General features: G+C 65.9%; 11 protein-coding genes. 2 read left to right on the top strand and 9 right to left on the bottom strand.

The genetic code is table 11. From position 1 onward, the window contains the following. Genes M3P36_RS11185 through ectA form a run of 8 tightly spaced genes read right to left on the bottom strand, consistent with a single transcriptional unit; the run spans position 1 to position 8,592 of the window. A complete protein-coding gene (locus M3P36_RS11185) occupies positions 1-1,173 on the bottom strand; it encodes a L,D-transpeptidase family protein (protein ID WP_249703478.1) in 1,173 nt (390 codons plus the stop codon). A 57-nt stretch (positions 1,174-1,230) separates the two neighbouring features. Beyond that, a complete protein-coding gene (locus M3P36_RS11190; protein ID WP_249703480.1) occupies positions 1,231-2,586 on the bottom strand; it encodes an MFS transporter in 1,356 nt (451 codons plus the stop codon). Further along, positions 2,583-3,959 carry an MFS transporter gene (locus M3P36_RS11195; protein WP_349630571.1) on the bottom strand — a complete coding sequence of 459 codons (1,377 nt, stop codon included), beginning with the start codon at positions 3,957-3,959 and terminating at the stop codon, positions 2,583-2,585. Before M3P36_RS11195 ends, M3P36_RS11190 begins: the two co-directional genes overlap by 4 nt. Next, positions 3,859-5,316 (bottom strand): aspartate kinase, encoded by a 1,458-nt coding sequence (locus tag M3P36_RS11200; protein ID WP_249703484.1) that lies wholly within the window; start codon positions 5,314-5,316, stop codon positions 3,859-3,861. Before M3P36_RS11200 ends, M3P36_RS11195 begins: the two co-directional genes overlap by 101 nt. Then, complete coding sequence (thpD, locus tag M3P36_RS11205; protein ID WP_249703487.1) at positions 5,313-6,245, bottom strand: ectoine hydroxylase; 933 nt, start codon at positions 6,243-6,245, stop codon at positions 5,313-5,315. Before thpD ends, M3P36_RS11200 begins: the two co-directional genes overlap by 4 nt. 12 nt (positions 6,246-6,257) lie before the next feature. Beyond that, positions 6,258-6,662, bottom strand: a complete 405-nt coding sequence (locus M3P36_RS11210) for an ectoine synthase (protein ID WP_249703489.1) — start codon at positions 6,660-6,662, stop codon at positions 6,258-6,260. Positions 6,663-6,685: 23 nt separating this feature from the next. After that, positions 6,686-7,999 (bottom strand): diaminobutyrate--2-oxoglutarate transaminase, encoded by a 1,314-nt coding sequence (gene ectB, locus M3P36_RS11215; protein WP_249703493.1) that lies wholly within the window; start codon positions 7,997-7,999, stop codon positions 6,686-6,688. 35 nt (positions 8,000-8,034) lie between these two features. Next, positions 8,035-8,592: a diaminobutyrate acetyltransferase gene (gene ectA / locus M3P36_RS11220; protein ID WP_249703497.1), complete on the bottom strand. Its 558-nt coding sequence runs from the start codon at positions 8,590-8,592 to the stop codon at positions 8,035-8,037. 255 nt (positions 8,593-8,847) lie between these two features. Between ectA and M3P36_RS11225 the strand changes: the two genes are divergently transcribed. Continuing rightward, positions 8,848-9,342: a MarR family winged helix-turn-helix transcriptional regulator gene (locus M3P36_RS11225; protein ID WP_249703499.1), complete on the top strand. Its 495-nt coding sequence runs from the start codon at positions 8,848-8,850 to the stop codon at positions 9,340-9,342. 88 nt (positions 9,343-9,430) lie between these two features. After that, positions 9,431-12,379, top strand: a complete 2,949-nt coding sequence (locus tag M3P36_RS11230) for a DUF2339 domain-containing protein (RefSeq protein WP_249703501.1) — start codon at positions 9,431-9,433, stop codon at positions 12,377-12,379. On the opposite strand, the gene M3P36_RS11235 is transcribed toward M3P36_RS11230, so the two are convergent. Beyond that, positions 12,363-13,994, bottom strand: coding sequence for a tannase/feruloyl esterase family alpha/beta hydrolase (locus M3P36_RS11235; RefSeq protein WP_249703503.1), 1,632 nt, complete (start codon positions 13,992-13,994; stop codon positions 12,363-12,365). The two genes, M3P36_RS11230 and M3P36_RS11235, sit on opposite strands and share 17 nt — an antisense overlap. Positions 13,995-14,128 lie beyond the last annotated feature (134 nt).

The raw sequence follows: 14,128 nt of genomic DNA on the forward strand, positions 1-14,128 counted from the left end.
TCAGGCCTGGAACAACACCTTGGTCGATCCGCTGACCATCATGGCCAGCCGCGCCGCATCCCAGTTGGTTAATCTGACGCATCCGTGGCTTTGCGCCGAGCCGATGGTTTCGGGCGCGGGGGTGCCGTGGATGCCGTAATGCTCCTTGGTGAGGTCGATCCACACCACACCGACGGGGCCATTGGGTCCGGGCGGCAGCTGCTGGCTTTCCTCGCTGTCGGGCACATCCCAGAACAGTTCCGGATCATAGGCAAACGGGGGGTTATAGGCGACGCCGTTGATGCCCCACTCGCCCAAGGGCAGCGGATCGTTGCTGGATCCGGTGGTGACAGTGAACATGGCGACCAGCTTATCGGCCTCGTCATAGGCCTTGAGCCAGCCTTCGGACTCGTCGACTACGATGCGGGTAACCTCGGGCTGGTCGGTACCTACACCCAGCGAGCGCAGGGTATCCAGCCAATCCTTGTTATCGACCGATGCCGCATCGATCCGGTCTGCGCCCACATTGGGCACACGAACCTGCTGTCCCGGGGAGTAGGTCGGCTGCGTTCGGCTGGTTGAAGAGGAAGATGTGGAGCTTGACGCATTACCCGCTCGGGCAGGCTGGCCGCCTGGATTGAGCCGGGCGAGCACCTCGGGTGTGGTGTGGAACCGTTCGGCCAGCTTCTCGGCCATGTTTTCATAGCCCAACCTCGCCATCCCGGCCTGTGCCTCGGCTCCATCGGGAACGGGCGTGAAGCTCACTTCGCTCCAATCGTCGGGTATGGTCACAATGCGGGTTGCCGCGATGTTGTCCCACTGGGCCAGTGCCTGGCGGGTGGCTTCGTCAAATTCGCCGGTCACCGGCAGGCCGCGCGATTCCTGAAAACCGCTGAGCGCGTTGGCGGTGGATTTTCCCGCCTCGCCGTCGATCACTCCCGGCCCAAAGCCCAGCCTCTCCAGCACGACCTGCGCCTGCATCATCGGCCGCTGTTCTGCATCGGCTTGTCCAGGATCGGCACTGGCCGTTGCCCCGGGCGCGGGGTCGATCGAAGCCATGGAATCGGCTCCATTGCTGTCGGCAACGGTCGCAGCTGCAGGCTGGGCATCCTGCTCCTCATCGCCAGATTCCATGGTGCAGGCACCAAGTATCAGGGACAGGGCGGCACTGGCACAAAGCAGGGAAGTTCGCATGAAGGCTCCTTTCCCCGTTCAACGGGGCGGGCGACTGAAAGCTCCCGCGAATGCGGCCTAATATCCCGGTAGTCTCTTGCCGCGCAGCGATGTTCCGGCGGTTTCCCGGGTTCGCGACAAGGCAACTGCACCGACAGCGCAGGCGGCCATCATCACGAAGGCGGGCATCAGCTCGTTGCCGGTCCGGTCGATCAGCCAGCTGTTGAAAGCAGGGGCCGTGCCGCCGAACAGCGATGTCGCGACGTTATACGAAATCGCGAAACCGGCGAACCGCACGTGGGTGGGAAACATCGCCGGGAAGGTGGCGGATATCGTCGCCAATTGCGGCACGTATAGCAGGCCGAGGAGGGCAAAGCCGATGATTGCCCCTACCAGCCCGGTGGACATCAGCAGGTACAGCGGCACCACGGCCACGAACAGGCCGACCAGCGAGAACCACCACAGGGGCTTGCGGCCAACCCTGTCGGACAGGGCGCCGGCAAAGGGCACCAGCACCATCATGAACAGCATGCCGATGATCGGCACCATCAGCGCATCGTCGGCACCGAGGCCGATCCGCCGCTGCAGGTAGGTCGGCATGTAGCTGAGCAGGGTGTAGTTGACGACATTGAGTGCCACGACCAGCCCGCCCATGGTCAGGATCTGCCGCCAGTATCCGGTCAGCAGGTGGCGCAGTTCGGTCGAAACGGCAGGTTCGGTCTCGTGCTGCTCCTCGATCTCGCGGAACACCGGGGTGTCTTCCATTTTCGAGCGCAAATAGAGGCCGATCAGGCCCATCGGCGCGGCCACCAGGAAGGGGATGCGCCAGCCCCAGTCATACATCGCCGCCTCGCCCAGCCAGACCGAGAAGCCCAGCATCAGCAGCGCGCCGAGTGAAAAGCCCGCCAGCGTGCCGAATTCGAGGAAGCTGCCGTAGAACCCGCGTTTGTCGTCGGGCGAATACTCGGCCATGAAAGTCGCCGCGCCGCCATATTCACCGCCGGTTGAAAAGCCCTGGACCATGCGCAGGATCACCAGCAGGGCCGGGGCCCACAGGCCGATCCTGTCATAGGACGGGATAAGGCCGACTAAGAAGGTCGCGACCGACATCAGCACGATGGTCATTGCCAGCACCGTCTTGCGGCCATAGCGATCACCCAGCGGCCCCCAGAAAAATCCTCCCAATGGGCGCACAAGGAACGAGATGGCGAATACCGCCAGGGCGAAGAATGTGGCGTTCTCGAGTTCGCCGGGAAACAGCGCGGCAGAGATATAGACCACGCCATAGGCGTAGATGCCGTAGTCGAACCATTCGGTGGCGTTGCCCAGTGCCGAGGCGGCGATTGCCCGCTTGATAACCGAGGGCGGGGTGGCTTCGGGATGACCGGCCGGGATGTCCTCGCCAATCAGGTGCGTTGCGTGGCGGTCGGTCATGGTTCCTCCTGTTGGTCGGCCTCGGCCGAGGGATCGAGCGCCGCACTCATCGGAGTGGTGCGAGGCAGGATCTGGTAGGTGCCCTGGGCCTCGGCAGGCACCGGCATGGCGCGCAACTGGCGCCACAGGCCGAACAGCAGGGCCAGCGCCCCACAGGCCCCGGTGAACCAGAACAGGCCCGCCGGTCCTGCCAGCGTCAGGGCGCTGGCTGCTGCAATCGGTCCGCCCGCCGCCCCCAGCGAATAGGCCAGCACGAGGCTGGAACTGGCCGACACCCGCTGTTCGGGCGGCAGACGGTCGTTGGCATGGGCCACGCACAAGGGGTAGAGCGCAAAGCTCAGGCCGCCGAACAATGCACCCAGCGCCAGCAAGGGCCAGCCGGGTTCGGTGACAAGGACAATACCCAGGCTGGTGGCGATTGTTCCGGCAAAGGCCAGGACGATTACCCGCCGCCGGTCGAGCCGGTCGGACAGGATTCCCAGCGGATATTGCAGCGCCACCCCGCCCAGGATCACCGCGCTCATGAAAAAAGCGACTTGCGACAGGGTCATCCCGATCCGCTGGGCATAGACTGCACCCAGGGCATAGAACCCGCCCAGCATCAGCCCCGTAATCGTCGCGCCCACCACACCCAATGGCGACACGGCATAGAGCTCGCGGATCTGCGGGCCGGCCACCGGCACAATCGGCGGGGCGTGGATGCGGGTGAGGGCGACTGGTATGGCGGCGAGCGACACCAGCATCGAGGCGACGACGAAGGGCAGCGAAGGCAGGCTGGTGCCGAGATTGAGCAGGTACTGCCCCAGTGCCTGCCCGACATAGAGCGCGATCATGTAGCCCGCCAACACCGTGCCGCGGGTTTCGCTTTCGGCACGCTCGTTCAGCCAGCTTTCCAGGCAGACATACACACCCGCCACGCACAGCCCGTCGATCAGCCGCAACATGCCCCACAGCACCGGATCGCGGTGAAGCGCATAGCCAAGCGTGCTGACCGAGAGCAGCGAGACGAAGGCGGCAAAAGCACGGATATGGCCGACGCTGCCGACCAGCAGTCCCGCTCTCAGCGAGCCGATGATGAGGCCGGCAAAGTAAGCCGTGGCAACCGCGCCGATCACCAGAGCGCTGCTCCCGCCCTGTTCCAGCCGGACGGAAACCAGCGTGGACATGAAGCCGTTGCCCGCCATCAGCAGGAAGATCGCCAACAGCAGGCTACGGACGGGGGCGATTGCCTTCAGCACATTGATAGAGGCGCTGGCGGCGCCTTGGTTCCCGTCACGCGGCGGCGGCGCGCTTGTTTTGCGCGACGACCGGCACCTTCTCCACCAGCGCCCGGTGCAGCGCGCGGGTGGCGTCCTCGAAGTCGTCGCAGGCAACGATGAACTGCACGTCCACATTGCGGATCTGGTGCTGCATGGCGATCATCATCACGCCGGCAGCGTCCAGCGCAGCCAGCGCCCGCGGGACCAGCCCGGGTTCGGAGATGTCGCTGCCGATCACCGCTACGATGGCAACCTTCTGTGCGGTTACCGCTGCGCCGGGAAAGCGCTGTTCCAGGTCTTCCATGACGCGCGGCAGGACTTCGGTGCTGCCCGACAGGTAGTGGGTGATGGTGTTGGCATTTGAGCTTTTGCTGACCACCCAGGCGCCGTGCCGGGTGAGCACTTCCAGGATGCCGCTGTCATATCCCTTCTCGCCCACCATGTCCTGTTCGAAGAACTGCAGCGCATGGACTTCGGGCACGCCGGTGACGATCTCGATGCGCGGATTGTCCGACACATAGTCGCCGCAGATCGTGGTGCCATCGTCCTCGCGGTCGAAGGTGTTGCGCACCACCAGCGGGATCTGCGCCTGACGCAGCCCACGCCCGGCGCGCGGATGGATCGCTTCCATGCCGAGGTTGGCGAGCTGGTCGGCCACGTCGTAATTGGTGCGTCCGATCTTGCGTGCCCGGTCCACGCCGACAAGGCGCGGGTCGGCGCTGGAGAGGTGAAACTCCTTGTGGATCACCGCCTGCCGCGCCTCGGTCAGGACAGCGATGCGCGAGAAGGTCATTTCGGAATAGCCGCGGGCATAGCGCCGCACCATGCCACCCTCGCACCCGGCATAGCCGGTCACGATGGGCATCTGGCTGGCAAGGTCGATCGGTTCCAGCGCTTCGCGGATGCGGTCATCCAGGCTGGCGACATCTTCCTCGGTCCACAAGGTGAGGTCGACTGTGACCGCGTTGACCCCGCGGTCGCGCAGCAGCAGCGCGGTGGAGTGCGCGCTGTGCGCTTCTCCCAGCCCGGCCAGCATCTCGCGCGCGGTGACCAGCTGGTCGGACAGGCGGAAGCGGCCATGGGCGCGCAGGCGGTCGAGATCGTCGAGTACGGCGTTCAGCGCCTCGATCCGGCGGTGGACGAAGCGGTCGGCATGGGCGAGGCTTTCTGACCGGGCGAACATCTCGCCATTGCGCTCGCACATGGCGTGGCGCACCTGTTCCAGCGCGTCCTTCCAGCCTTCGCCGCCCCGCAGGAACCGGGCATAGACGCCAGGTTCGCCGGTCTTCTTGTTCTCCAGCAGCAGGTCGGTCATCCCGGCATAGGCGGAGACGACGAAGATGCGGTTGTACAGCCCTTCGCCGCTGCGCCCGCCGATCAGCACATTGTCGAACAGGGTGGTGGTGGCGGCCATAGACGTGCCGCCGATCTTCTCCACAGTATGGGTCGCAGGTTGGATCGTGTCTGTCATGCAAAGGCCCTTTCGACCTGGGCTGCGCGGGCCAGCGATCCGCTTTGCATCACCAGCGGCTCCACTTCGCGCGCTGCGATGAAATCGGGGCGCGGGCGGGGTGCGGCATAAGGGCGCTCAAGCCGGTTCGACACGGCGTTATAGACCATGAAGGCGTTGGATCGCGGGAAAGGCGTAATATTGCCGTTCGATCCGTGCATCGTGTTGCAATCGAACAGGATTACCGTGCCGGGCTTGCCGGTAGGGGCAACGATGCCGTGCTCGTGCGCCAGCCGTGCCAGGTTCCATTGGTCGGGCACGCCATATTCCTGCTTCTTGAGCGAGCTGCGATAGTGGTCATCGGGCGTTTCGCCGACGCATGTAATGAAGCTCTTGTGCGATCCGGGGATGACCATCAGCGGGCCGTTGTCGGGGGTATTCTCGGCCAGCAGGACCGACATCGACAGGGCCCGCATGCGCGGCATGCCGTCCTCGGTGTGCCAGGTCTCGAAATCGGAATGCCAGTAGAATTCCTTGCCGTTGAACCCCGGCTTGTAGTTGAGCCGGGTCTGGTGAAGATAGACCTGGTCATCCAGCAGGAACGAGGCCACGCCCGCCAGCCGCTCGTCCGCCGCCAGACGCGCCAACAGCGCGCTCTGCCGGTGGATGGCGAAGATCGACCGCACCTCGCTGCCGCCCGGCTCGGTAATCACTGTTTCGGGGTCAAGGCTGGACGGATCGGCCAGCAGTTGGCGCGTCTCGTCCTGCAGGGCGACGACCTCGTCGGCAGCGAACAGGTCTTCGAGCACCAGGAAGCCCTGGCTGTCGAAATGCTCGATCTGGGCCTGGCTGAGCGGGGCACTTTCTCTCCACGCGGCGCGGGCGACCGGCTCCTGCCGCGGCAGGACCTCGGGCTCGGACTTGCAGCGGGATGGGTAGATATCTTGCATGGGGTACTCTTGTCAGCTGGCAGTAGCGGGTTCCGGTTCGGGTGCGGGATAGGCGCCGTCGGCATCGTGGACCTCGCGGCCGGTGACCGGCGGGTTGAACACGCAGGCGGTCAGGATATCGGTTTCCGGCCGAACCACGTGGCGGTCGTTCTCGTTCAGCGCATAGAGCACGCCGGGCTTCAGCTCGTGCGTCTCGCCGGTGCCCAGGTCCTCGATCGTTCCGGTGCCCTTTAGCACCATCACGGCTTCGAGGTGATGCTTGTAATGCATCTTCAGTTCGCTGCCGGCCTTGAGCGTGGTGAGGTGGAACGAGAAGCCCATCCCGTCATCGCCCAGGATCAGACGGGCGCTTTCCCACCCGTCCGACTTGACGTTGCGGTCGCTGCGGCGAATTTCCTTCAACTTGCGGATAATCATGGTGTTATTCTCCAAAATGGGGATCAGGCGGCCTTGCCCAGGGCGGGGGCGCGGGCCGGGACAAGTTCGGTGCGGACGGCGCGTTCGAGGATGGTCAGGCCCTGTTCGAGCAGGTCGTCCTCGATCACCAGCGGGGCCAGTACCTTGACGATTTCTCCATGTGCGCCACTGGTCTCGATAATCAGGCCCGCATCGAAGCAGGCGCCGGTAATGGCATCGGCCGCTTCGCCCGAACCCACGTCAATCCCACGCATCATGCCGCGTCCACGAGTGGTAAGGCCGTGTTCGGTGGCCATTGCATCCAGCCGCTTGCCGAGCAGGTCGCCGCGCCGCTTGATGTCACGGGCGAAGTCGTCACTGGCCCAGAAGTGGCGCAGCGATGCCGTGGCGGTAACGAAGGCGTGGTTGTTGCCACGGAACGTGCCGTTGTGCTCGCCCGGCGACCACACATCGAGGTGCGGACGGAACAGGGTGAGGGCAAAGGGCAGGCCCATGCCCGACAGCGATTTTGCCAGGGTGACGATATCGGGCACAATGCCCATGTCCTCGAAGCTGAAGAACGATCCCGTCCGGCCGATGCCTGCCTGGATATCATCCACGATCAGCAGCGCGCCGTGCTTGCGGGCAATCTTGGCCATGGCGCGCACCCATTCGGGGCTGGCGGTGTTGAGCCCGCCTTCGCCCTGCACGGTTTCCAGCAGGATCGCGGCCGGGGCATCAAGGCCGCTGGACGGATCGGACAGGCGCTGGTCGAGCAGTTCGGCAGTATTCACGTCCGGCCCGAAATAGCCGTCATAGGGCTCATGGCTTACGTGGCTGAGGGGCACACCCGCGCCGCTGCGCTTGCCGGCATTGCCGGTGCAGGCCAGCGCGCCCAGCGTCATGCCGTGGAAGCCGTTTGTGAAGGCGATCACCATCTCGCGCCCGGTCACCTTGCGCGCCAGCTTGATCGCGGCTTCGACCGCATTGGTGCCGGTGGGACCGGTGAACATGGCGCGGTAATCGAGCTTGCGCGGCTCGAGGATCACTTCCTCGAAGGTGCGCAGGAAGTCCTCCTTGGCATCGGTATGCAGGTCCAGCGCGTGTGTCACGCCATCGGCCTCGATATAGTCGAGCAGGGCGCGCTTCATCACCGGGTGGTTGTGGCCATAGTTGAGCGAGGAACAGCCTGCCAGGAAGTCGAGATAGCGGCCGCCGTTCTCGTCATGCAGCCATACGCCCTGCGCCTTGTTGAACTGACGCGGCAGGCTGCGCGAATAGGAGCGGACGCCGGATTCGCGACGGTCATAGATCGCAGTGTCGGGAGCCTGATTGCTCGGCTGGGGGGAAGTGGTCATGGGAGGGGTCTCCGTTGTACTTTGGAAAAAGGGGTTCAGGCGGTGGGCAGTGGCGCGATCCGCGCTTCCCACTCGGTGTCGTGCGCGCCGCCGAAGTGTTCATCGCGCTCGAACCGCAGGGCGCGGGTCAGCGTGGCGCCGTGGCGGCGGGCAAAGGCCTCGAACAGCGCCCATGAGGCGGCGTTATCGGCGGTAATCGTGGTCGTCAGTGCCGTGGCATCGGCCAGCCCGGGGCGCTTCACCAGTGTATCGAGCATTTGCCCGGCCAACCCCATGCCGCGCGCCTTGGCGGACACGGCAACCTGCCAGATGAACAGGGTGTCGGGAGCCGAAGGCGGGCGATAGCCGGATATCCAGCCCAGCAGGTCGCCATCGCGTTCCGCCAGGATCGATGTATCGGCGAAATCGCTGCACTGGAGCAGGTTGCAATAGGCCGAATTGGTATCAAGCGGCGGGCAATCGGCAATCAGCCGTGTGACGCTTGGCCCGTCTGCCGCAACCGGGGCGCGGAGCCGCAGTTGGCCAACAGCCTCGCGAGAGGCAGGATCCGCAATGTCGGTCGCGTTCTGGTCGGCAGATTGTCCTTCCAACATTTGATTAAACTTGTGCCCCTGATCCTGTGTCTAGCTCGGTGAAGTGCCCGCGTAATGTAGTGCTTTGGCCTTGTTTGACAACCCCACGGGGTGTCTGGGCGGAAAAACTAATTCCAAAATCGTAGCATATAATTGCGCAGTCCGCGCTTGGTTCCGCTCTGTTGGCAAATCGTCCGGGCGGTCCCCGCAAGAGGCGCGGCGGTAGGTATCGAGGAGGTCTTGGCGGGCGCGTGCGGGCCGCCTAGACATGGGGGCATGGAGCAAACCCTGACCATTCCTGCCTTGCGCGCGCTGCGGCGTATCCTGCGGGCATCCGACCTCGGCAACCGGCAACTGGCTGCCGCCACCGGGCTCGCCCCGTCGCAATTGCTGGTGCTGCAGGAAATCGCCGATCGCGGGCAGACCACGCCCACTGCCCTGTCGGCCGCGCTGCAATTCAGCCAGGCGACGATCACCAACATCTGTGACCGGCTTGTAGCCATGGGCCTCGCCACCCGCGAACGCGGAGCAGAGGACAAGCGGCGGATCCTCCTGTCGGCCACGCCTGCCGGGCGGGAGGCTATCGAAAACGCGCCAGACCTGCTGCAGGCGCGCTTTACCGAGCAGTTCGGCGTCCTGCCGCAGTGGGAGCAGGCCATGATGCTGGCAGGCCTCGAACGGCTGGGTGACGTGCTCGGCATTGCTGCCGTGGATGCCGCGCCCCTGCTCGATTCCGGGGTGATCGACCGGCCTGCAGGCAGTGGCGGCTGACCACTACCCACAGCGTTCTGTGCCGCCGGGGTGCGCAACGGTTTGCGATATGGTCTAACCGCCGCCATCCATAGGGGAGGGGTGCCGCGTGGAAATTCTGCTGATTATCGCGCTTGGCGTGGTAGCCTACCAGTTGTGGCAGCGTGTCACCGCGCTCGAAGCGCAACAGCAGGGCAATCGCGACCTAGACTGGCTGGAACAGCGCCTCGCGCGGGTAGAGGCGCAGTTGCAGGCCGGGCAGCCTGGCGAAACTGCGGTCGCCACGCCCAAGACAGTTGCGATGCCGGAGCCAGCACCTGAACCCACGCCCGATCCTGCACCATCACTTTGCGCTCCGCGCCCCGCGATGGCCCGCAAGGCCGAGCCGGAGCCTGGTGCGGTGCTTGAGGAAGTTGCCCTTCCTCCAATGTCTTTCGCCAGCCGCCTGGGGTTCGATTTCGAGGACTTGTTCGGCCGCCTGCTGCCGATCTGGGCGGGCGGGATCACCCTGGCCGTCGCGGGCTTCTTCATCGTGCGCTATTCGATCGATGCCGGACTGCTGACGCCGGAGGTGCGGGTATTCCTCGGCTTTGCTTTCGGGCTTGGCCTGCTGGCAGCAGCCGAAGCGGCTTACCGGTTCGAGGAGCGGGTGGCCGATCCGCGCGTACGGCAGGCGCTGGCGGGCGCGGGGATCGCCACGCTCTATGCCAGTTTCTACCTTGCCGGGACGATGTACGGCCTGATCGGCCCACTCGCCGCATTTATCGGCCTCGCCGCTGTGACCGCTGCCGCAATCGCCCTGTCGTTCCGCTTCGGCATGCCGAGTGCCGTGCTGGGTCTGGTCGGCGGGTTTGCCGCGCCATTGCTGGTCGGCGGGGACGAGGCCAACGTGCCGCTGCTCACTACCTACCTTGCGCTGGTGACCGGCGGGCTGATGGTGACATCGCGCCATCGCCGCTGGGCCTGGATGGGGCTAGCAGCGCTGGGCGGCGGGCTTGGCTGGGGCCTGCTGCTGCTCGGCATGGATGGCAGCCCGGGTGATACCCTGGCCGTGGGCCTGTTCCTTCTGGTGCTCGGCGTGGCCCTGCCGCTGTGGGCCATGCCTGACATGGGCCGCCACAAGTGGCTGGTGGAAAGCATCGCTGCCGCCATCGCCGCGATCCAGCTGGCCGCATTGATCAATGCGGCGGGCCACAGCCTGTTGTCGTGGGGCCTGTTCCTGCTCTTGGCGGCCGCGCTGGCCCTGCTCGGCTGGCGCAATGAACCGCTGCGCCGGGCGAGCGGCTTTGCCAGCCTGCTGGTGCCACTGATGCTGTATGACTGGCAGGAGCCGCAGGCGTCCACCTTCGCCCTGGTGGCGGGCAGCTTTGCCGCGATCCTGGCCGGTGTGCCGCTGGCCCTTGCCTGGACGGCGCGGCACAACCGCTTCGACCTGGCGCAATTGTGCGTCGTGGTGCTCGGGCTGTTTGCTGCCACGGCATGGCAGTTCGGCGCATTCGACGACACGGTGCAATGGGGCGTGGGGCTGGCTGCGCTGGTGCTCGCGCTGTTCCCCGCCGCCGCGCTGTGGCGCCTGTGGCCCGCAACCGGCGAGAGGGCGAGCCCCGAAGCGCTGGCACTGGCCCTCACCGCCTGGGCCCTGCTGCTGGCTGGCGGGCTATACCTGACGCCGGCCTGGGCCGCGCCGCTGGTCGCAGGCTCGCTGGGCGCTGGCATGCTGTTGCTGGTACGGGACCGCCGCGATGACGGCCTGCAGGGCATGGCGTGGATCGGGGCTTCCGCTGTCTTCGTGCTGCACATCCTCACTGGCGACGCCCTTGTCGAATTTGGTAGGCTGGCGGGTTTCGAAGCTGGCACGGGCGATGTGTTTGCGGTCCTGCGCTGGGCCGCCGTGGCTGCCTTCTTCGCAGGCCTGTCATGGCGCGAGCACCGCCGCGGTTGGACCCGTGTGGCCGAAGTGCTGGCCGCGTGGTTCGCCTATGGTCTGGCCGCACAAGTCCTGCCGTCCGAACCGCTGGCCTGGCTTGCCGCCGTGGCTGCCATGGCCTGCGCCCTTGCCCTGCGTGAACGGCGCGCGGCGCAGGTGGCATTTGCCGTCATTGCAGGCCTATGGGCCCTGGCTCCCGGCGTGGAATGGCTGATGGGCGCCTTCCCGGGGCTGGCGGGCGATCCGGTGCTGGCGACCCGGCTTCCCGGCGTGCGGGAGACCGCGCTCTACCTGCTGCCTTTCCCAGCGGCGCTGGCCGTTCTGCTTTGGGCCAATGCGGACCGGCTGGACAAGGTGAAAGAGGGCCTGCCGTTGTTGCCAGCGCTGGCCATGGTCGTGCCGGTGCATATCGTTTTCAAGCAGGTGTTCGGCCTGGCTGATTTCGCGGACTTCACGAGCCTCGGCCTGGCAGAGCGGACGGTATGGCAGGTCCTGCTGGCTGGTCTCGCCTTCGCGGCATGGAGCCTGCGCCAGCGGTTTGCCGCAGAGGCACCCTTCGCAGCCGCGCTGGCCATGCTTGCTGCGCTGCACTGGCTGGTGTTCACCCTGCTGCTGCACAACCCGCTGTTCGATGCCCAGGCAGTCGGCCCCGCGCCGGTCGCCAACCTGTTGCTGCCAGCCTATGGTCTGCCGATTGCCGCGCTGCTGTGGTGGCGGGCAAAGCTCGGCCCGGCAGCAGCGCGGCCTGCCCTGCTGATCGACGCGGCGGTGATGCTGCTTGTTACCCTGCTGGCGATCAGCCTGCTGCGGCAGGTGTTCTCCGGCTCGCTGCTGCGAGCCGTGCCGATGGGCCAGACCGAGGACCTGTTGCGCTCGCTGACCGGCATCGTGCTGGCCATCGGCTTCCTGTGGTGGGGCGCGAAGCAGGGCTTGCGCAACTGGCGGCTTGGTTCGCTAGTGCTGATGCTGCTGGCCGTGCTCAAGGTGTTCCTGGTCGATGCCGCCGATCTTGAGGGCCTTGCGCGGATCGCCAGCTTCGTGGCGCTGGGCTTCAGCCTGATCGGGATCGGGTGGTTCTACAGCCGCCAGTTGAAAGCCGCCGCGCCGCCAGCCATCACACCCGGCAGCTGAAGCTTGCCGCATCGGCCGGATCACCGCCGGTATAGCGGGCCACTGCCGGATAGGGGCAGAGCGGGCGCGACATGCCGGGCATCGCCGCGCCGGTTGCCACGATCCGTTCGGGCGCTTCGCCGCGTTCTACCCAGCCGACAATGGCATCGAGCATCTCGAACCGGTCGGTCGCCTCGCCGCCATTGCAGTGGAGCATGCCGGGCACGGTGAACAGCTTGACCGCCTCTGCCGCGCCGGGTCCGGTGGCTTCCAGCATGTCCTCATACCAGCGGGCGATGTGCGGAGTGGCCATGCCCTGGTCCGACATGCCGTTATAAACGATCATCTTGCCGCCCAGTACGAAGGTGGACAGGAAAGGGCTGTCCCCATCGCCCATGCCACCCTGGTGGCGGATCCGGTCGAGCATGTCATCTAGGTCATAGGGCGCGAGCGGGTCCCAGTCCGGATCGGGCGGGGTGAGCTGGAGATAGCGGAACTGGCCGAGGCCGAGCGAACTGTCGGCCGAATTGGGCTGGCCGGTCTCGCTGGTGCCCAGCCGCATCCCGCGCCAGGCGCTGGACGCAATGCCGGTGTCAAAGGTGAACGGGCCGTAGATGTGCTGGCCCCCAGCCGTGCGCGGACCCTGCATCAAGTCATCCAGCACGCCCACCTGGCCTTCGCTCAGGCAGCTATCGGTCTTGGCGGCGCTGCATTGCAGCTGGCGCGGGTGGAAGGAACAGCCCTGCCAGTCGTTGATCATGCCATCGGCCAGGCCATCCAGCGCATCGCATTGGTCCAGCACTGCACTGCGCACCAGTTGCAGGTCAGTGTCGGTGAAGGCGCGGGAATAGACCGGCCGGCCATCGGCATCGCGCGGGGCGATGCGGGCGACGACCGACATGCTCCAGACCTGGCCCAGCGCCAGGCGTGAGAAGCTCATCGCCGGATCGCCTGCAACGATGCCATCGTATTCCAGCGGCAGCCGCTGCGAGGCCACCAGCGCCTGGCGGCCACCGTTGGAACAGCCGACGAAATAGGAATAGTCTGGTGCGGTGCCATAGAACACGCTCACCAGCCGCTTCGCCTCGTCGGTCACCTTGTCGAGCGCGTTGTAGGCGTAATCGGTGCGGGCCTGCTGATCGAGGCCGAAGGTCGCATCGACGATCGAGCCAGCATGCCCGCTGTCGGTCGAGACCACGGCGAACCCGCGGGCAAGTGCGGGCCGGCCGGACGAATTGGCAATGTTGCCGACCGCCGCCTGGACCACGCCATCAAGCCCGCCGCCGCCCTGGAACAGGAACCGCCCGTTCCATTCCGCAGGCAGGCGCAGTTCGAAACCGATGGCGAATTCGCGTCCGCCCGCACCGATCCGCCGGTCGATCGCGCCGCTTACCAGGCAGTGTTCGGGCAGGATGGCGGGCGAGGCTCCGGGCGGGGCGGGTGCGGGGCCTGTGGGCACAAGTTCGGCACGGATCACTTCGACGCCGGGCCGCACCAGTTGCGCCATGGAAGCGCATTGTGCGGCGGGGTCGGCCACCGGTGCTGGCGTGGACGGGCCTTGCGCCATGGCCAGCAGCGATGCACCGCAGGCCAGGACTGCCGCGCCCGACAAGGCACCCTTGTATGCCGGATTCATCGCTTCACCCTCCCGAGGCTCTATCATTATCGCAGCGAACAATACCGCAGGCGAAGCGCCCGTCCAGCAGGCGATTTGCCTGCGGTGCGACGTGTAAGCGCTTGCAAGGGTTGGAGCGGAGCCATATTGCCACT

The sequence above is a fragment of the Altererythrobacter sp. KTW20L genome (assembly GCF_023501975.1).
In the GTDB taxonomy this organism is placed as follows: domain Bacteria; phylum Pseudomonadota; class Alphaproteobacteria; order Sphingomonadales; family Sphingomonadaceae; genus Alteraurantiacibacter.

What these genes read in the sequence shown, in the direction of transcription:
- M3P36_RS11190 (WP_249703480.1), bottom strand. Translation starts at nt 2,586, where the DNA reads ATGACCGACCGCCACGCAACGCACCTGATTGGCGAGGACATCCCGGCC.
- M3P36_RS11210 (WP_249703489.1), bottom strand. Translation starts at nt 6,662, where the DNA reads ATGATTATCCGCAAGTTGAAGGAAATTCGCCGCAGCGACCGCAACGTC.
- ectA (WP_249703497.1), bottom strand. Translation starts at nt 8,592, where the DNA reads ATGTTGGAAGGACAATCTGCCGACCAGAACGCGACCGACATTGCGGAT.
- thpD (WP_249703487.1), bottom strand. Translation starts at nt 6,245, where the DNA reads ATGCAAGATATCTACCCATCCCGCTGCAAGTCCGAGCCCGAGGTCCTG.
- M3P36_RS11185 (WP_249703478.1), bottom strand. Translation starts at nt 1,173, where the DNA reads ATGCGAACTTCCCTGCTTTGTGCCAGTGCCGCCCTGTCCCTGATACTT.
- ectB (WP_249703493.1), bottom strand. Translation starts at nt 7,999, where the DNA reads ATGACCACTTCCCCCCAGCCGAGCAATCAGGCTCCCGACACTGCGATC.
- M3P36_RS11235 (WP_249703503.1), bottom strand. Translation starts at nt 13,994, where the DNA reads ATGAATCCGGCATACAAGGGTGCCTTGTCGGGCGCGGCAGTCCTGGCC.
- M3P36_RS11200 (WP_249703484.1), bottom strand. Translation starts at nt 5,316, where the DNA reads ATGACAGACACGATCCAACCTGCGACCCATACTGTGGAGAAGATCGGC.
- M3P36_RS11225 (WP_249703499.1), top strand. Translation starts at nt 8,848, where the DNA reads ATGGAGCAAACCCTGACCATTCCTGCCTTGCGCGCGCTGCGGCGTATC.